Source organism: Alkaliphilus metalliredigens QYMF (genome assembly GCF_000016985.1).
Taxonomy (GTDB): domain Bacteria; phylum Bacillota; class Clostridia; order Peptostreptococcales; family Natronincolaceae; genus Alkaliphilus_A; species Alkaliphilus_A metalliredigens.
Genome location: NC_009633.1, coordinates 2,002,847 through 2,021,216, shown reverse-complemented (window position 1 = coordinate 2,021,216; position 18,370 = coordinate 2,002,847). Strand labels below are relative to the sequence as shown.

The following is an 18,370-nucleotide window of genomic DNA, read 5'->3' as shown; positions in this document are numbered from 1 at the left end:
CTTCTTTAGCTAGCAGTAGCCAGTATTTCATCTCTTTCACTTCGTAATGCTACAATCTGTCTTTTTAGCTCCTGCTTTCTTAGCTCCACACCAGGTGTATTAAAAATGTCTATGTGCTCCTTCGCTAACCTGGTGTGTAATAATGTAATTTCTTTCAGCCTGTCCCATTGCTGCTCGTTTAAATTCCTGATATGCTGCAATGTTAGCTTCATATCTAAGCCTCCTTTCCTTTGTTTATATTTAATTGATACCTTTTAAAGGTTTGTCCCTCTTCTTTGTAGAATTTTGTGATATAGGAAGGGGGTGAACCTTATGAAATACAAACAACATGATATTAATGGGAAAGGATTTTATGTCGATCCCGAGTTACTAGCTCACGACTTAGCTATCCTGAAAATATCTAAGTCCGAAAAGCTTAAAGAGTCAACAAATGAATTTCTGTATTACCAAGCCTACATTGAAGCGCTTCATGATTTTAGAACTATGGTAGATGGCAAAATTCGTTATGACAGTACTATCTCGGTTGATAATCGTGCTAAAACTGCTTTAAGTAACGACTAATCTCTTATACTCTTTCTTGCTGGGGTCATAAGGGCAGTTCCCTCTACTCTCCCTATTGCTTCTTTTAAAACTCCAATAGTGTATAGAGCGGTTAAATTGCCCTTCCCCTCTTCTTCCATTTCATCAACTATCAATTTGATTATTTTATTAATAACTACATCTTTTTCAACCATCATTTTCACCTCCTCTCAACGTTGAATTTTCAAAGAAATATACTTATCTACATTAAATCCTTCTTTCTCCGGCACCATGCAGGGTGTGCCTTGCAGCTCTATACAGGTCTTTAAGATAAAAACCCGTGAAAGGATGTACACAATACATATGTTTGGTTAATACTTCTTAAATATGGTAAAATGTTTGTAGGAAAGTTCTAACATAATTAAATTATACCACAAATGAGAACTAAGTCAATAATTAATTCTCATTATTTCAACATAGAAACACATTAATACAAATAAGGAGAACATTAAGGGGGAGTTTGTAATGATTGAGAACTTTTCTACAGTAGGGAAAAGAATAGAAAAATCACTTGAAGTGCTTGGAATTAAAGCTGTTGATGTATGCAGATCATCTGGAATATCTAAAAACGCTATGAGTAACTACATAAATGGCAATAGAGTGCCAAATGCCGAAATTCTCGTTAAGTTATCTGATGTTCTCAAAGTTTCAATTGATTGGTTGCTAACAGGCAAGGGCAAAGGTCCTGAAAAAGCAGCTAATTTTATTTTTCAAGAACCGGTAATAGAACAGGATCTAGTAGCAGAGTCAGAAGCTTCTTACTTCCATCAAGTGGAAGACATCGTTCGTTATAACATTGAAATAGGAAAAAATATTACTCACGTTAGAGAAGATGCCAAGATGGATGTTGAGCAGCTGGCAGCAGCTATAAATATTAAACCACAGGCTTTAAAGGATTATGAGTCAGGAAAAAAGGTTATCCCTTCCTATGTGATCCACCGGATATGCAAGGAACTTTCGGTGCTTCCACTTTTCTTGCTCGATCCAGAAGAAGTAATAGATAAGGAATACAAATCCGAAAACGCAGACTTCGGGCATTCCTTGACTCAATTTGAGCAAGATACACTTCACTTTTTCAGGGAATTATCCAGGAGTGACCAGGAAGAAATTGCACATATGATTACATTCAAGCATGAAAAAGGTAACAAAAAGGGACGCTCATCCAGATCCACGAATGGAGACAACAGAAACGATGAACAAGCAGCAGCCAGTGAAAAAAAGATGGCTTAATTTTTATGTCTTTTGTTAGAGTTTTCTAACGTTATTTTTTGTCCCATTTGTTGGAGTTTTCATACAAAATACACTGTTTTTTTGTTCAATTGCTTTTTGTCTTATTTTTATCGTATTGTAGCCTTCTACCTATTGCAAAAACTTCAATTGAACAGGTTTTATCAAAAGACTCGATTTTGTTCAATTGCTTTTTGGCAATTTGCAGTGTATTTTTTACATATTATGGTTAAAAACCAACTTTGTTTTTTTATGATGAAACTCTAGTAACGGTTGATTTTACTCAATTCTTGAATTTTATTTTGTTAATTGTAACGTTCACTAACGTTTCGACTAACGGTTTTTGAGTTTTTCAAAAATGTCCCATTGCTTATTAAAATTCAAAAAACGTAAAAAAGCACTTAAACCCTTATATTACAAAGGTTTAAGTGCTTTTACGTTTGATTTTAAATTTAATTTGCATTTTAATTTGCAATTATCCCGCAGGCCTATCCCACTCCACACCGACTTCCCCCTAGGCTTCCCATGATAACTGGGTTTGTCGTGACTTAACTCGACCTATCCCGGTTCTAATTTTACCCTGTGTCTTATGCAGGTTATCTTACAAATCTACACAAAATGCAGAACAGGTGCAGATGAGATAAAGTTGGGATAATATTTTTGTTCTAATTTTTCATAAAATAACAGCTATGAAGAATCCTTCATAGCTGTTTCGCGGCAAAATATTAAATTGTTTGGCTACGTTTATTGCTGCTCAGCAAATCTCCACCAAACAAACGTTCCAACTATTCCGGCTATTCCCGTAGAAGCAAGAATAATTATGCTACTTAGATTAAGGGACCCGGTGCTTAGATAAACCGAAGGGATTGTCCATGGAAAATAGGGGGCAAATCCCAAAGTGGCCATTACACTTGAGAAAATAACGATTACTAAGATGAGCCCTAATGGCGCTAAGTATCCTTTACTAACATTTGCTAGAAGGGCGCCTGGTGTAGTAGCAACAATAAATAATAGCGATGTTATAGTAAATCTAAAGAAACTATTCCAAATAAGGTAGGTTGACCAGCCCGTAAGCCCGAAAACACCACCTACAGCGAGGCCGATGGCAAACATATAGACGGAAAGTAATACGTTCCATGCTAAAATTACTAACAATTTGGACATTACAATTTGTGATCTGGGTATGGGCTTTGCAAGCAAATCTTTTATCGTTTTATCTGTAAACTCTCGACCAAATACCCATGCAGCAATAAACGTATATCCTATAACCCCCAGTGCAGCAAGATTATTATGCAATTCTGTTAAATACATTTGCCAATTGATACCCCCGGTGTTACTGGATAAAATAATTCCAACTCCCATCATGATTGGCCCAAATGCAAAAACAAGAAACACCAGCCAAAACACATTAGAGCGGATAATCTTACGAATTTCACAATGTAGCATAGAAATAATATTCATTAGATATTTCCCCTTCCAATACCAATTTTACGAAGAAAGTAGCCTTCCAGATCTTCCGAAATTACTCGAAGCAGCGTTGGTGGCTGATTAGATTTAACGAGAAGTTCAGCTAACCGTTCAGGACACTCAACTGCGTGCCCATCGGTTAATTTGATATAATCATCCATTGTTTCCTCAAATTCATATCCATGCTCTTTAAGTACACGCTTCATAGCACTTTTGTCACGTCCATCCAACACTAAGTTTTTCTGCAACGATTGTTCCAGCTTACCCATTTCGATTTCTTGAATTAGGTGGCCGTTGTGAATAATCCCAATGCGTGTGGCAACTTTAGAGAGTTCTTCTAGCAGATGGCTGGATATAAAAACAGTTACGCCGAAATTATTCGCTAAATCATATAACATATTTCGTATCTCAGCAACTCCTGCCGGATCAAGACCGTTTATCGGTTCATCTAGTATCATTATTTCCGGATTGTGTATCATAGCTTTCGCAATTCCCAAGCGCTGTTTGTTTCCTAAAGAAAGATTTTTCGCCTTTTTCGTTTTGTGCGGCTCAAGCCCCAACTTAGAGATAACCCGATTTACGGATTCTTTGTCAGATACCCCTTGCATACGGCGTGCTATGTCGAGATTTTCGATTACGGTTAAATCAGGATAAAAAGTAGCTTCTTCTAAATACCCAACCTTATCCCATAACTTGTAATTTCCGGCATCAACCTTTTCTCCCAACATATAGAGTTTGCCTGAAGTTGGCTTGAGCATCCCTAAGAGCATCTTGATGGTCGTTGTCTTTCCGGCGCCATTCAGCCCTAGAAATCCAAAAATCTCTCCTCGGTTCACCTCCAAAGACAAATTGTTCAAGACCTTATATTCGCCAAAACTTTTGTGCACTCCCTCAATTTGAATTGTTTTTGTACCACTGTTTTTTTTTGATAATATACTCATAATCTGCAACTCCTTTTTATTTTTATCCTTCTTTATTCTAACAAGCCAATATCAACTCAACCTCAACTTTTAGCCCCGGTAAATAAAATTTTTTTAACACATTTTCCGGAGCCTAAAGTCCAACGTAGTGCATGACTATGCCGGTTATAGATATTTCCTATTTTCAAAATATGGTTCATTGATTTCAGAACGTCTAAAAGCCACATGATTACACTATTTTTGAAAGTTCCCATGTATGCGGCAAGTAAAATATAAAAGTGCCTGCAAAGGCATGATTTACCCATTTGCAGACACTTTTATACTCCAAAAAATATGATAAAATAGATTTTAGCTGCGCATATTATCCATCGACATCCCCGAAGGTAAAAAAACAATAAAGGCGCTGCCTTTTCCTAGACTGCTTTCGACTTCTATATGACCGTTGCAGAGGATGACAATTTTTTTAACCAACGTCAGTCCAAGGCCATTTCCAATAATTGCGTGTGATGTATCGCCTTGATAAAACTTATCAAAGATGTGTTGTTTTGTTTCCTCGTCCATACCATGTCCATTATCCCTCAAGCAAAACCGTATCGATGAATTGATACGTCTTAAACTTACTTGCAATTTCCCACCGTTATCTGTGAATTTGATAGCGTTATCCAGTAGATTTACCCATATTTGTTGGAGCAGGGGTGCATTATTATTAATATTAATACTCTCCAAATCCACATCTACTGAAAGATTTTTAGTGCTCCATTTGGGTTCCAATATAAGAATAGCCTGGCGAATTTGCTCATCCAAGGCATAAATCTCTTTCTCCCTAATGACCTCTGTGCTTTGAACCTTTGATAAATTCAGTACATTTGTGGAAAGGTCAGCCAATCTTTGAGATTCCTGAATGATTATATCTAAATATTCCTGCGCTTCTTCACTGGTTAAACCATCTTCTTTCAAAAGTTTTGCAAAGCCCTTAATAGAAACAATAGGCGTTTTAAATTCATGTGAAAAATTATTGATAAAATCAGTACGTAACATTTCAATGCCTGCAAGCTCCCGCGCCATTTTATTAAAACTTGCAGCAAGGCTCTCAAGCTCTGGAATGTTGCTGCCTTTAACAGAAACTCCAAAATCACCTTTAGCTACATCCTCAATGGCTTCAATCAGATTACGGACAGGCTTCACCATCCACCTGCTAAGGAGAGCAGTGATAGAAGTTCCAATAAATGTGCTCGTTAATAGCAAAGCAAAAAATCCTAAAAGGCCATTTTCCAAAATTCTACCATCAAAAACAAAGCTCAGTAAATACGTACATAATCTACCAATTACAACTGACAAAACCATAACAAAAAACACAAATACAACCAGCGAAACAGCGAGACTCATTCTTTTTTTCATGTATGCTTCACCGCCTTATATCCGAGTCCACGCACAGTAACGATCTCAAAATCAGGGTTATTTTTTAATTTTTCCCGCAGCCTGCCCATATGAACGTTCAGGGTATGCCCATCCGTTTCTGTATCTGGGCCCCATATTTCATCCATCAATTGCATACGTGTAAAAATCTTATCTGGATAACTCATTAATTTAAAGAGTACATAAAATTCTTTTTGAGGAAGCGTAATTGTATCTTCACCATGAGTAACGGTAAGCGTGTTATAATCCAAAGTGGTGTCGCCGATTGTTAATTTGTGTTCATTTACAATTTGTGCCCGACGTAGTAGTGCCTTTATTCGAAATAGCATTTCCTGCTCGTCAAATGGCTTTGTCATGTAATCGTCTGTACCTACAAGAAAGCCTCTATGTTTATCCTTAATTTCTTGTTGCGCCGTAATCATCAATATAGGAGTATTTTCTCCTACATCGCGTAATTCTTTACAAAGCTGGTAACCGTCCATCCTCGGCATCATTAAATCTAAGATAATTAAATCAAAGTATTGCCTTTCCATCATACTTAAAGCGTCAAGACCATCTCTTGCCGTAAAACAGTTGTAATTGCCCCGCTTGAGAACAGCGCAGATCAATTTTGTTGTGTTAGCGTCATCTTCGACTATCAAAATATTAAACATAAATTCATCTCCTAGTTAGGCTCTTTAGAATAGCATTTGCTCGACCTACATGCCGCTTGAACGATAAAATCCTTCATAACCCTGAAAATATAACCAGTCGTTATGGCTGTATCGGTAGTGAAAAGAAAAAGCGAACGCCATCTTTCGTATTTTCCACACCATAAATTGCATGATGAAGCTCTAGTATTTCCTTGGATATGGAAAGTCCCAGACCCGTACCTGCTTTGGATGTCCGTGCCTCCACACGGTAGAATTGGTCCCATATCTTCTTCCTGTCTTCCTCTGATATCGGCTTCCCCTGATTTTCTATGCTGATTTCTGCTGTCTCTCCATTGGATTTTACAGCAATCATGATTTCATATCCCTTTTCCGTATGCCGGATTGCATTACTGACAACATTAGTGATCACTCGACTGATTAGCCCTTTATGTCCTACCACCATTTGAGGAGAAAGTTTTAATGTGAGAAAAAGATTCTTCTCCTGTATTTGCTCAGTCAGAGATCTACATACTTCCGTAATCACCTTATCTATTTCAAAATGAGCCATTTCAGGCTTATATGTACCAGATTCAAACTTAGCTAGATCCAGCATATTTACAACCAACAAGTCAGTACGCTGTATTTCCTCTTCCATGGCCTGAAAATAATGGTCCCTTTTTTCAGCTGCAATTCCATCTTTTAAAATAGATAGACAACTTTTCATAACAGCAAGAGGCGTTTTCAGTTCATGAGATACCCCTGCAATAAAGTCCTTCCGTATCCTTTCCAACTTTCTCTCTTTATCTAGATCCTGTTTAAGTTGATCAATATATGCTTCCATCTGATTCGACAGGTAATTGATATTTTGGGATATCTGACCAATTTCATCGTCGGAGCCCGCCGGTAGCTTTTCCGTAAAATCCATGTTTGCTATTTTCCCTGTGATCCTGTTGATGGATATCAGCGGTTTCGCCAACCACTTAGAAAAAACAAATGCCAAAAACATAATACACAGAAAGGTAAATCCCAAAAAATAGGGATAGAATTGCCGTATGACTGATATTGCTTCATCTACCGGCTGAAGGGAGGTCATAGCAAAAATATATCTCGTTACACCATTTTCAATAATCGGTTTAATAATCACTCGATATTCTGTAAAATTTTCTATTACACTAAGTTCTTCTATATGCTGAACGGGGTTCCCACCATCAGCTAGCAGATTGACTTGAAATTCTTTTATCTGTTCTAAAAAATAGCGTTCCTGATAGGGAAATGCAATATGCTCTCTTTGCTCTGGAAATACAGTTTTCGTTATAGTTCCCCTGTATAGACCAGTATTAAGATGACTGTAAGCCTTATCAGCATTAGGACCATGTAGCTTATTTGCAATGTTTAAATCTATGACTCCTCTTGAGTCAGTCTGTATGTTATAAGGTATACTTTCATCTATAGTATCTACTGTATCAATAATTACTTCATCACCCACATCTAATATAGAAAGTACATCAGAAGAAAATTGTCCTTCAAAGGAATACATTGGTATTCGCAAATTACCCCGGGATTCATTCTTGAATTTTACTTCGATATAGTAATTTTCTACATCGGAAATACGTCCATATTCATCCAATTTTGTAATCCAAATATGGTTATTCCTATATAGTTCGACCGATGCTGTTTCTGCTCCTTTTTTATCTGCTAAGCTTACGTAATCATCCATATGCATTTTGAGATTATCCGATTTCTCATTAATATAATATCTCTCGAAAAAGAAATTTTGCGTGATTCCAATGAATAAAAACATAGTAGAGAACAATAAAGCGGTCAGCGCAAACCATTTAAAAACGATACTTTTTCTCATAGCTGTTCCTCTTCAAATTTATATCCCGAACGGATAACCGTAACAATGCAGCTGCCTTTACTACCTAGCTTAGCACGTAAGTTTCTGATATGACTATTCACTGTCTTTTCATCACCATAAAAATCATAACCCCATATTTTAGCAATTAATTGTTCTCTGTTAATTACAATCCCTCTATTCTGCATTAAGTAAGCGAGCATTTCAAATTCTGTATGAGTCAAACTAATTGTATTGCCATCTACAGAAACAAGTCTTGCCCCCATATTGATAACAATACCGCTGGCTGATGTCAGCATTTCATCCATATTACCTGAGTATTTTTCAAGAAATCGTTTCACTTTCACCATTAAAACCCGGGGACTATATGGTTTGATCAGATAATCATCGGCTCCAAGTTCATATCCAAGAAGAGAGTCATCCTCATCTGAACGGGCGGTCAACATGATTATAGGGATATTGGAATTTTTCCGTATCCTACGGCATACTGACCAGCCGTCAATCTTTGGTAGAACAATATCCAATATAACTAAATCAACAGAATGTGATTGAAACAGTTCTAAAGCTTGTTCTCCATCTGCGGCCTCCAATACTTGATATCCTTCCTCGATTAGATAGTCCATTATCACTTCACGTAAAATATCTTCATCTTCAACAACCAATATTTTATTCATCCCATACCTCCAACTGTGATCTTTTTTACTCTATCCAAATTTGATATGTGATCATCAACCAATTACATTTAATCTCTCTGCTGTATCTCTTCATCATAGAAGTAACTTACATGCATGCATCTCTCGAAATCATAGCTACTAATGAAAACACTTTAGACATATACTCATTTAGTGTTTCCCTTTAGATATAGGCTTGTAACGGAACTAAACATTATTGCGTCACTTAATAGACAAAAGGTTACTGTTACTTGTCGTCTTTTATGTTCTTCTTAAGGATGACCTCACCTGAATTACCATTAACTGTGACTTCATCACCAGTACTTAACTTTTTATTTAGTTCTTCAATTCCCGACACTGCTGGAATACCATACTCCCTAGCCACAATGCCTCCGTGGGATATTGGTCCTCCTGTCTCCATAACGAGGGCACCAGCACTGATAAATAGTGGCGTCCATGTAGGATCAGTACTATGTGTTACTAGGATTTCACCTTTTTTAAGAACTGCATTTCTAGGGTCATGTACTACCCTTACAATTCCTGTATACTCTCCTGAAGATATGGGAACTCCTTGTAATCCATCACCATCACTTGCTTCAGTGCTTCCATATAGGCACTCTCCTGTATTTATAATAAATCGAGGAATTGTTTTAATTTGTTTCTGCTTTTCACACTCAGCTTTATAACGATTTACCGTTTCTACTAAAGAGCCTTTTTCTTTAAGGATATCTGAAAACTTTATAAAAAATACATCACTAGCTTTTTCTATACGTCCCTTAGTAACCAAATCCTCCCCAATTTCCAGAAGGATCTCTCTAAATAAAGCAAAGGACTTAATTAGGTCAAATTTAGGCTGCTCTCGTAAGCCAAGTAATTTTCGCATATATTGCAGATCCTTTTTTATCTTCCATGCCCTAAACTTTCCTTTTTCATCCTTTACCTTCTCAACAATTGCTAAGGTAGCTTTTTCAGCTTCTTCCTTGTGTTCTAATAATCTCATTTGAAGACCCTCAGGATCTTGTTCTATATAATTTTTCAATATATTAATGATATAGTCAGGTTCTTCCTTCCATCTAGGGATTCCCACATCAAGCTCCATATTAGAACGATGACCAAACTCCTCTAAAAATTTCTGAAACATTGGGTCCTTTGGATCTGGTGTTTGTTTTTTGCTTTTTAAATCGTATGCCATTTTCACAAGTTGTAATCCCATACGTGTAGTAGGGTTGTTGGGAAGAGCTCTGATGACAGGCGCTAACATTTCATTGCTACCAAACCATTTTTCCAGTTTATTAGATACCCTTTCTTCCGCCTGTGTGCCAGGTGTAAAGTATGCACACTGCAGTACAATAACTTCCATAGCAGATTTCATCTTATCTTCTATTAATCGAATTTTTTCTTGGTTAGAATGAGCCTTTTCCCTTGCTTTTTCAATTTCATGTATATGTTTTTTTGCTAAATCAACTGATCTTTTCTCTGCTTGATCTGGTTGTAGCATGGCTCCAATAGCTTTTTTAGCAAATTTAAATACAAAATAGAAAAATTTCGGAGGGAGTTTAATCTTAGATTTTACAGAGGTGATTTCTTCTTTGTTTTTTTCTAGGAACTCCATAAGCACTTTGCCAGCTATGGGGTCTTTTTTTGCTAAATTCCCACTTATCTTAGGCCAAACCTTTGGGTTTCGCAGTAGTGGAGTTAAGTCAAAATGAACCCTCCCAGCAGCTACTTTAAAAGCCCTGGGATATTTGCCCAAATTAATTCCCATCATAGCAAGAACTCCCCACATCTCTAATCGCATGATCTCTAGTCCCATGGCTGTAAATGGCTCACTAACTTGCTGTGCAATTCTATTAAAGGAGAGGTAGAGCTGTAGCCCTTTTTCATTAGGAGATTCATAGGATTCTGCCAATGGAAATAGGCCTGTGATTGGTCGAGCTTGCACTAAATATGCCTCCTCATTCCCAATAACCCACTCAATATCCATAGGTTCACCATAGTAATTTTCAACAGTTTCCGACATATTGTATAGTTTCTCAATTTCAATTTCATTTAAGCTTGATATCTTTTGTCGTTCCTGTGGAACTTTTTCTTTTTTTATGCCTTGTTTTTGCTGAATAATTTGTACTTCTTTACTTCCGATTTTACTCTCTATAACATCTTTGCTACTTTTATCAATGACAAATTGATCAGGTGTTACGATCCCAGATACGACAGATTCCCCCAGCCCCCAAGAAGCGTTAATCAAAATCTGATCTCTGCGATTGTTGAGGGGGTTTGCCCCAAACATCACCCCTGCTTTCTCACTTACAGCCATTTCTTGAACAACTACAGCGATGCCCAACTGATCATCTCCTTGGGGTACTCCCTGTCTTAATCGATAGGAAATCGCTCTAGGGTTCCACAATGATAACCAACAACTCTTTATTTTCTCTAGTATTTCCTTTTCTCCAATAATATTCAAATAGGTATCATGTTGTCCTGCAAATGACATTTCTGGCAAATCTTCAGCTGTAGCCGATGAACGCACAGCCACTGCTAAGGAATCTAATCTCCCATAGGCACTGTTCAAATGCTCATGGATATTTGAGGGAATCTTTGCTTCTTGAAATAAATTTTCAATTTTTTGGAATGCATCTTCCAAGCCCATCATATCATCTGCTGATAAATCTTTAATAAGGGTGTGTATTTTTTCTTCTAAATTATTCTCTTTGATAAAAGTGGTATAGGCTTCTGTTGTCACAACAAATCCCTTAGGAACTGGTAGTCCTGCTTGGATCATATGAATAAGATTTAGGCCTTTACCACCTACATCTTTAAGATTAACTTTTTTCTTATCTGAGAAAAAAATAATCATTTTTTTCACCTCTCTTCTTTTATGTTGCAACCTCCAAAGGCTACTCTATAGATAATCCTCCATCACCCATCATACTTTGGTGCCCTTCAAGAACATCTCAATTAAGTGCTTCTTTAAAATTTCATTGTCACCTGAATGCTGATCATAGACACTTGTAATAAAGTAGTTTAAAGACAAAAATTGAAAGGTTTTAGCAATTACAAAAGCAGGTATGTCATCTCTAATTTCTTTGTTTTCTTGTGCTTTGCTAATGATCCCTAGTAGTAACTGTTCCTTAACACTATGCTGTGGAGTATCCATAGGATTATTGTCAAAAAACGTATGCAACCTATGTTTGAAATAGATTATCAATAATTCTAAGTCATCCCCCAACATTTTCATATTAATATCTAATAGGATATCGAGCTTTGCTTCTATTGTTTTTTGGGCTTCTAAAGCTTCCATAATATCTAACCGTTTTTCTTGAATTAACAATTGAAAATAAGCACTTAGAATGCTTTCTTTATCCTGAAAATAATTATAGAGGGTACCCTTAGAAACATCAGCTATTTCAGCTATTTCTTCCATAGTTGTGTTTTTAAAATCTTTCTTTTTAAATAAATCCATCGCTTCTCTTATCAGCTTTGACTTAGTTTCTTCTTTTTTTCGCTCTCTTCTATTCATAGAATATAACCTCCTTATCCATCTATCGCTATTGGTAGACGAGAACTAGCGTCCCTAGCAATACTAGGAATTTCAGATGTATGTTTTGCATTTTACATATTATTATACTATGCATATTATTATACACCGTATAATTTAAGTGTCAACAAATTTAATCTATTATTTAAGTAATTAACACTAACCGCATAATATAAAACAACCTGAGCCTTTTCAATACAAGACTCAGGTTGAGCATTATGAATATTTATACCACCTATAATTCTGCTAGTCGGTATGATTATACACCTTTATCAATTCAGCAACATCAAATTTTTTCATCTTGAGAAAGGCTTCTGTCACTTGTTGCAGTTTTTTAGGATCCTTTGTTTGCATCATGTCATCCATAATGGAAGGTAGTATTTGCCATGAAAATCCAAATTTATCCTTTAGCCAGCCACATGCCTCTGCTTCTGGAACTGCAGAAAGCCTGTCCCAATAATAGTCTATTTCTTCTTGGGTTTCGCAATTCACAACAAATGATATCGCCTCATTAAAGGTAAAATCATGTTGGCGGGCACTATCCATTGCTGCAAAATCTTGGTTTTCAAGGGTAAATTGAGCGTGCAGGATGGTTCCAGGTTTGTCAGGCGCACTATCTTCGCCATATCTTGAAATATCGTCAATTTTCGAATCATTAAATACATCAGTATAGAAATTGATGGCTTCTTCAGTATTTCCACACTGATCTCCAACAAACATCAATGTTGGTGTAATTTTTTGCTTGATCTCGTAATCTTCCATGTACATCACCTGCCAAGAAAGACCGTATTGATCAATTAGCCAACCATATTTTTCACTAAATGGATAGGCATCTAAAGGCATGAGTGTTTCACCGTTTTCAATCAGCTTCTCCCATAGCATGTCAACTTCTTCCTTGGAGTTACAAGCAATTAGAAATGATACTGCCGGTGTAAGCTTAAATAAGGGACCTGCTGACAGCAACATAAATTCTTGCCCTTCCAGCTCAATTGTAAGCATATCCACTGCTCCCGATGGTGTATCATTTAGAGTGGTTTTGTACTTTAGTTTAGAATCTTTAAATACAGACAGATAAAATCTCGATGCTTCATCAGCTTCCTTATCAAACCATAAGTGTGGAATAATTTTTGACATATAAAACCCTCCTTCGTATCTTCTGCTAGCGTTTGATTGTTTCATAATTTAACATCTAGTGAAGTATTATATATTGGTAATTTAATTATATCAAAGATGTCCACTCTAGATTTCTCATGGATTGCTCTTTTGATGGATCTGACCAAGAAATCTTTTCATTAATAGGGGTAGGGAAACTAGAATTGGAGGGTCGTCCAATTGTGGCTGATGGAGTTTGACATTCAGGTGTGGAATAACTGTACCAGGGCTAATCATAAGTGGCTTATGGAATCGAGTTCGTAAGGTCTTTTGGGTAAGTAATATGCTCTCTGCCTGCATTTCCCAAGAAACGGAGGTAGCCATAAGATAATAGGTACCTGGTCTTACCCCCGATAGACAAAACCCACTAGGTAGAGAAACCAATGTGCCGTACAGGGGGACTCCTTCGGGAATTGGTTTGGGAAAGAGTCCAATCAGCACGACTCCTTGATAAGGAATCTCAGTTTCAATGTTTCCGAAAATGCTACACTGTCCACCAGAAGATGTGTTATCTAAGTGTCTGTCGTCAAGGAGTTTAAGGGTTTGAAGTGCTTTTCCTGCATCAGTAGCCGTTCGTCGAAAAACAGCAGGTGATACGCCCACTTTCTGTGTAAAACGTGTGGTAAAGGTTCCAAGACTTTGTTGCCCCACTTCTAATGCGATATCACGGATGGTCAAATCCGTGTGCAGTAATAAGTCCTTGGCTTTTTGCAAACGGAGAGAAGAGATATAGTAAAAAAGTGGTATACCCATATGAGCCTTAAAAATACGTGTAAAATGATACGGACTATAACCCACTTTATGTGCAATCTCATCCAATGATAAGGAGTCAAAAATATTATCCTGAATATATTGAAGAGATGCTTCAACCTCAGGAACTTTTTCAGTATACATGTAGCATTCTCCTTTCTCTTTTGAGAACTACTTAGGCGTTTGCAAAACGCCGCAACCCGCACTATTGCGGGACTTTTTTAAGCATAAAAAAATATAACTCCTCACCAGATTGTGGTAAAATTGAATTGACAGAAACAAATTCACCCAACCTGAAAGGAGTTATATATGGCTATTTTACCACATAAACAGCTTTCTTTGGCTGAAATTCATTCCGATTGTGCCAATTATTTTGAAAATGATAAACATCACTTTCTTTCTCTTTTAAAAGAAAACCTTAATCTTAATGAGATAATACCTCTTTCTTTTCATCGTAATTACTATGCATCTACTGGCAGACCTAGAAAACATCATCTTACATCAATGGTTTGGGCTTTGCTTCTGCAGCGGATTTTCTCCATTCCAAACGATACATTGTTGCTGACTTTTCTTCAGTTTTCTAAGGAACTTAGAGATTTTTGTGGTTTCACCAATGTACCTGATGCTTCTAGATTTACTAGGTTCAAACAAGATTTTTTGCCAGACTTACAGTCATTCTTTGAGCATCTTGTGGATGTCACTGAACCTGTTTGCCAGGCTATTGATCCTCATAAGGCTTCTATGACTATCTTTGATACTTCTGGCATTGAAGCTTTTGTTACTGAAAACAATCCTAAATACGCTAATAAAATTATTAAACAACTTAAAGCTTTTAAAAAGGCTCATAACCTTGATGATTCCTATGATCCGTATAAAGCAGCCTATGGTTCCATGCCTTCTCATGCAGCGGCTAATCCAGAAATTAAGCAGCTTTACATCAATGGTCATTTTTGTTATGTCTATAAATTTGGGATGCTCACCAATGGTCTTGGTATTGTGCGTGATATTACTTTTTACGATCAAGATTTTATGAATGCTCATCCTGACATTGTTGTTGACAAAAAATCTAACTCTCCTGATGAAGATAAGTCCCTTGGTGATGCAAAAGCTCTTTTACCAGTGTTATCTGACTTTTTTAATAAACATCCACTCATTCAACCAGATACCTTCATCGGGGATGCTGCTTTTGATACCATATCTATCTACAAAGGAATTTTTTCGGATTTAAAGTTCAATAAAGCTTATATCCCCCTAAATCCTAGGTCTTCCCTTAGCAGCTCTGAATACACTCTTACTGAAGATGGGATTCCCTGTTGTCCTCATGATCCTAAACTACCTATGAAGCCCGAAGGCAATACTTCTCATCTTCGGTGTGGTATTCCTACTTTCAAGTTTGTCTGTCCTAAAATGTCTTGGACTAAATGTGGAGACGGCAAGTATCGACGTCGACATAACTGCGATAATCCCTGTACTTCATCACCTTGTGGTCGAATGATTTATGTGTATCCTGAAAAAGACTTACGTGCTTATCCTGGTACCATTCGGGGCACAGATGATTGGGATGAAACCTATAAAAATAGAGGTGTAGTTGAACAAACCATTAACCATTTTAAAGATAGCTTTTGTATTGCTAATCGAAGAACACAGAATGCTAAAACATTACATGCTGATTTATTGCTTGCTGGTATCACCCAGCTCGTTACTGTTATACTTGCTGATAAAATACATCAACACAAATACATCAGAAGTTTAAAACCACTTATTGCATAGTTAACCGGTACACCTTGTCTCTATAAAAAATTTAATCAGCAATCAATTTTCTGCCCTTCTAACTACTTTTCAAATTTAGTTTCGCAATTACCTATTGAGAACTACTTTGTCTATCACTTTAATCTATATCATATTTCATATAAACAACACTACTTTTATGATCAACTTCACTATACTCCAAATAAACCAATTTTTCTCCAGAAGGACTCCAGTGAATAATTGAGCTTTCTACATCTGACACTATTTTAATCTCCTTATTTTCTAATAGATCATAAACATAAATCCCCTCTCCAAGTGTATCCTTTATACTGTAAGCAATCATTCTCTGATCCAGAGACCATGAAACGCCTCCTATTTCTTCACCTTCTGCGAGGATTTGAATATTTCCTCCATCACTATCACAAAGAATAAGGTTTTTTCTAGAATCTTTAATTTGTAGAACAAGTAGTTGTTCTCCTTCTGGTGATGGTAATACATCATAAACATTATCAATGTTCAAACTATTACTCTGTTTTGATATAAGATCCAACACCATTAAGGATGTATCAGAGTTTGTATTATAATAAACCCTATCATTTATTTTTCTCACAATAAATAACGATTCATTTTCAAAATCACCTAATGGAGATATTTCCCCAGATGTGCTTGCTGAATAAGCCCCTCCCCTGTAACTACCTCCGACAACAACACCATTATCCGCCCAATTGGCGCTATAAGCTCCTGCAATATTAAAAGCTTCTAAAGTATCCAGATTCATAACATAATAAATAGGATCTCCTAAAGAATTACCATAATAAAGCAGATGCTTATTGTCTCCAGATAATACTGCACCACCTAAGAAAATATTCTCTTGTTCTTTTACAAGCTTATATTCATTCGTATTGATGTTGTATGAGTAAAGACTTCTGGGATATAAATCTGAAAGTTCCTCTAATCTCATTTTTTCTAACGAGTCATTTTCTTTTGAAACAATTACAGTATTCTCATCTAACCAATCAGAAATCTCCATATTCTCATAGCTTTCAATTCTTTCCACTGATACAAGCGGTTCGTCGTCTTTATCTGTATTTTCTATCTCATTTTCATTTTCTACAGGTTCTTGAATCACTTCATTGCCATCTCTTTGTGCACCACAGGCAATAAGGGTTAAAAGTAGCAAAATAAGAAATATACTTTTTAATACTTTAATCTTTTTCAACTAAATTTCCTCCAATTCTTCATGTTTTTTAATACTCTCTCCGTTGTCCGTGCATTGTGCAGTCTTGACGCTGTTTTCGAGTTGTCCTTGTCTCAATAGGAATTAAACATGTTTTCATCTTCTTCTTTCGGTATTCTGTTTTTTTCTATTCATACCATTCACCCTTTGATATTAAACATCCTGCTTTTTACTTATTAACTCACCTATATAACTAATCAATTCCTTTGCAGCACTCTCAACCTCTAGCATGAAGAACAACAACCAGTCATGCATATTTCGACGTGGCAGAGGTTCTTCCGTATAATTGAGTATAAACTATGATAATGTGTTGCAAGATACTACAACGACAAGTACTTTTTTGTGATATCATTCTTCATTTATATAATCTACTAAACCACATTGACTTGTTCACGATAAAAATATATAATGACTTAATTACAATTTCAGTCATATGAAAGTAGGTGTTTCTTTGATAACGAATCCTTTTACTCAACTTGAATTGAATGTGTATCAAAAAAGAACCCTTGATATTCTTGAAATATCAGAGTCTATATTATTAAGATATGGTTATTCAAAAAGTACTATTGATGAAATAGCATCTGTTGCTAAATTAGGTAAAGGTACAATCTACTTGCATTGGAAAAGCAAGGATGAGCTGTTTCAAGCACTATTCCACAAAATTTCTGCTGAAATCATATATCAAGTGCTACTGGAAGTTCAAAAAGATAAAAGTATAGTTCATTTTGATAAATTCATCTCTACAATTTATAGGATTTGTTACGATCGAGAACTTATTGTCGCATTATTTACAAAGGATACTAAATTACTTGGTCGTTTCATAGATAAGAAAAATTCATCACAATCTCAAGAAATGAAATTCAAAAGTCTAACAAACAGTTTGCAAATGTATAGACAATACAACTTAGTTAAAGAGGATGTATCTATTAAAACGCAGACACACACTATACATATGCTCTTAATTGGGATATTTACTTACGACAATTACATAGCTGAAGACTTGAATATAAACAAAAAAGTGGAGATATTAGAAAATATCATCAGAAACACATTTGTTACTGACACTTGTATCAAAATTGAAGATTCATTATACAATTTCATACTGAAATCACTTAAAAATTTGTTATATTTTTACACGGACCAGGCTCTAAATAAAACCATTAAATAAGGGAGGGTTTTT

16 protein-coding genes and 1 pseudogene are annotated in these 18,370 nt (G+C 36.2%); 4 read left to right on the top strand and 13 right to left on the bottom strand.

All coding sequences use genetic code 11. The features are described from left to right. Positions 1 to 5 precede the first annotated feature (5 nt). Positions 6 to 212 (bottom strand): hypothetical protein, encoded by a 207-nt coding sequence (locus tag AMET_RS09510; RefSeq protein WP_011971521.1) that lies wholly within the window; start codon positions 210 to 212, stop codon positions 6 to 8. A 100-nt stretch (positions 213 to 312) separates the two neighbouring features. Here AMET_RS09510 and AMET_RS09505 point away from each other — a divergent pair, with 100 nt between their 5' ends. Further along, positions 313 to 561 (top strand): hypothetical protein, encoded by a 249-nt coding sequence (locus AMET_RS09505; protein WP_041720233.1) that lies wholly within the window; start codon positions 313 to 315, stop codon positions 559 to 561. Here AMET_RS09505 and AMET_RS25020 read toward each other — a convergent pair. Next, on the bottom strand, positions 558 to 737 hold the full coding sequence (locus tag AMET_RS25020) for a hypothetical protein (RefSeq protein WP_012063119.1): 180 nt from the start codon (positions 735 to 737) through the stop codon (positions 558 to 560). The genes AMET_RS09505 and AMET_RS25020 overlap by 4 nt on opposite strands. Positions 738 to 1,044: 307 nt before the next feature. On the opposite strand from AMET_RS25020, the gene AMET_RS24280 reads away from it, so the two are divergent. Beyond that, on the top strand, positions 1,045 to 1,809 hold the full coding sequence (locus AMET_RS24280) for a helix-turn-helix domain-containing protein (RefSeq protein WP_011971519.1): 765 nt from the start codon (positions 1,045 to 1,047) through the stop codon (positions 1,807 to 1,809). Between the two features lie 741 nt (positions 1,810 to 2,550). Here AMET_RS24280 and AMET_RS09495 read toward each other — a convergent pair. From AMET_RS09495 to AMET_RS09450, 10 genes are all read right to left on the bottom strand, one after another. After that, complete coding sequence (locus AMET_RS09495; protein WP_012063118.1) at positions 2,551 to 3,267, bottom strand: ABC transporter permease; 717 nt, start codon at positions 3,265 to 3,267, stop codon at positions 2,551 to 2,553. Continuing rightward, positions 3,267 to 4,214 (bottom strand): ABC transporter ATP-binding protein, encoded by a 948-nt coding sequence (locus AMET_RS09490; RefSeq protein WP_012063117.1) that lies wholly within the window; start codon positions 4,212 to 4,214, stop codon positions 3,267 to 3,269. Before AMET_RS09490 ends, AMET_RS09495 begins: the two co-directional genes overlap by 1 nt. Before the next feature lie 327 nt (positions 4,215 to 4,541). Continuing rightward, on the bottom strand, positions 4,542 to 5,591 hold the full coding sequence (locus AMET_RS09485; protein WP_012063116.1) for a HAMP domain-containing sensor histidine kinase: 1,050 nt from the start codon (positions 5,589 to 5,591) through the stop codon (positions 4,542 to 4,544). Continuing rightward, positions 5,588 to 6,262 carry a response regulator transcription factor gene (locus AMET_RS09480; RefSeq protein ID WP_012063115.1) on the bottom strand — a complete coding sequence of 225 codons (675 nt, stop codon included), beginning with the start codon at positions 6,260 to 6,262 and terminating at the stop codon, positions 5,588 to 5,590. The genes AMET_RS09485 and AMET_RS09480 overlap by 4 nt, the downstream gene beginning before the upstream one ends. Before the next feature lie 100 nt (positions 6,263 to 6,362). After that, entirely contained in the window at positions 6,363 to 8,099 is a 1,737-nt protein-coding gene (locus AMET_RS09475) for a sensor histidine kinase (protein ID WP_012063114.1), read from the bottom strand. Further along, the gene (locus tag AMET_RS09470; RefSeq protein ID WP_012063113.1) at positions 8,096 to 8,770 is read right to left on the bottom strand and encodes a response regulator transcription factor; all 675 of its coding nucleotides are present in this window, start codon (positions 8,768 to 8,770) and stop codon (positions 8,096 to 8,098) included. Before AMET_RS09470 ends, AMET_RS09475 begins: the two co-directional genes overlap by 4 nt. Positions 8,771 to 9,014: 244 nt before the next feature. After that, positions 9,015 to 11,621: a PEP/pyruvate-binding domain-containing protein gene (locus AMET_RS09465; RefSeq protein ID WP_012063112.1), complete on the bottom strand. Its 2,607-nt coding sequence runs from the start codon at positions 11,619 to 11,621 to the stop codon at positions 9,015 to 9,017. A gap of 69 nt (positions 11,622 to 11,690) precedes the next feature. Continuing rightward, on the bottom strand, positions 11,691 to 12,284 hold the full coding sequence (locus AMET_RS09460) for a TetR/AcrR family transcriptional regulator (RefSeq protein ID WP_012063111.1): 594 nt from the start codon (positions 12,282 to 12,284) through the stop codon (positions 11,691 to 11,693). Between the two features lie 264 nt (positions 12,285 to 12,548). Continuing rightward, the gene (locus AMET_RS09455) at positions 12,549 to 13,436 is read right to left on the bottom strand and encodes a VOC family protein (RefSeq protein ID WP_012063110.1); all 888 of its coding nucleotides are present in this window, start codon (positions 13,434 to 13,436) and stop codon (positions 12,549 to 12,551) included. A gap of 114 nt (positions 13,437 to 13,550) precedes the next feature. Continuing rightward, on the bottom strand, positions 13,551 to 14,348 hold the full coding sequence (locus tag AMET_RS09450) for a helix-turn-helix transcriptional regulator (protein WP_012063109.1): 798 nt from the start codon (positions 14,346 to 14,348) through the stop codon (positions 13,551 to 13,553). Between the two features lie 171 nt (positions 14,349 to 14,519). Between AMET_RS09450 and AMET_RS09445 the strand changes: the two are divergent. Beyond that, positions 14,520 to 15,879 (top strand): annotated as a pseudogene (locus AMET_RS09445) (transposase); the annotation flags it as partial. Positions 15,880 to 16,092: 213 nt separating this feature from the next. Here the strand turns inward: AMET_RS09445 and AMET_RS09440 are convergent. Next, on the bottom strand, positions 16,093 to 17,172 hold the full coding sequence (locus tag AMET_RS09440; protein ID WP_012063107.1) for a TolB-like translocation protein: 1,080 nt from the start codon (positions 17,170 to 17,172) through the stop codon (positions 16,093 to 16,095). A 451-nt stretch (positions 17,173 to 17,623) separates the two neighbouring features. On the opposite strand from AMET_RS09440, the gene AMET_RS09435 reads away from it, so the two are divergent. Continuing rightward, positions 17,624 to 18,358: a TetR/AcrR family transcriptional regulator gene (locus AMET_RS09435; protein WP_083760939.1), complete on the top strand. Its 735-nt coding sequence runs from the start codon at positions 17,624 to 17,626 to the stop codon at positions 18,356 to 18,358. Positions 18,359 to 18,370: the final 12 nt, after the last annotated feature.

Excerpts from the sequence above, each read along its gene's own strand:
- AMET_RS09495 (WP_012063118.1), bottom strand. The coding sequence starts at position 3,267 with ATGAATATTATTTCTATGCTACATTGTGAAATTCGTAAGATTATCCGC.
- AMET_RS09450 (WP_012063109.1), bottom strand. The coding sequence starts at position 14,348 with ATGTATACTGAAAAAGTTCCTGAGGTTGAAGCATCTCTTCAATATATT.
- AMET_RS09480 (WP_012063115.1), bottom strand. The coding sequence starts at position 6,262 with ATGTTTAATATTTTGATAGTCGAAGATGACGCTAACACAACAAAATTG.
- AMET_RS09505 (WP_041720233.1), top strand. The coding sequence starts at position 313 with ATGAAATACAAACAACATGATATTAATGGGAAAGGATTTTATGTCGAT.
- AMET_RS09510 (WP_011971521.1), bottom strand. The coding sequence starts at position 212 with ATGAAGCTAACATTGCAGCATATCAGGAATTTAAACGAGCAGCAATGG.
- AMET_RS09470 (WP_012063113.1), bottom strand. The coding sequence starts at position 8,770 with ATGAATAAAATATTGGTTGTTGAAGATGAAGATATTTTACGTGAAGTG.
- AMET_RS09465 (WP_012063112.1), bottom strand. The coding sequence starts at position 11,621 with ATGATTATTTTTTTCTCAGATAAGAAAAAAGTTAATCTTAAAGATGTA.
- AMET_RS09435 (WP_083760939.1), top strand. The coding sequence starts at position 17,624 with ATGAAAGTAGGTGTTTCTTTGATAACGAATCCTTTTACTCAACTTGAA.
- AMET_RS09485 (WP_012063116.1), bottom strand. The coding sequence starts at position 5,591 with ATGAAAAAAAGAATGAGTCTCGCTGTTTCGCTGGTTGTATTTGTGTTT.
- AMET_RS09475 (WP_012063114.1), bottom strand. The coding sequence starts at position 8,099 with ATGAGAAAAAGTATCGTTTTTAAATGGTTTGCGCTGACCGCTTTATTG.
- AMET_RS09460 (WP_012063111.1), bottom strand. The coding sequence starts at position 12,284 with ATGAATAGAAGAGAGCGAAAAAAAGAAGAAACTAAGTCAAAGCTGATA.
- AMET_RS25020 (WP_012063119.1), bottom strand. The coding sequence starts at position 737 with ATGATGGTTGAAAAAGATGTAGTTATTAATAAAATAATCAAATTGATA.
- AMET_RS09490 (WP_012063117.1), bottom strand. The coding sequence starts at position 4,214 with ATGAGTATATTATCAAAAAAAAACAGTGGTACAAAAACAATTCAAATT.
- AMET_RS24280 (WP_011971519.1), top strand. The coding sequence starts at position 1,045 with ATGATTGAGAACTTTTCTACAGTAGGGAAAAGAATAGAAAAATCACTT.
- AMET_RS09455 (WP_012063110.1), bottom strand. The coding sequence starts at position 13,436 with ATGTCAAAAATTATTCCACACTTATGGTTTGATAAGGAAGCTGATGAA.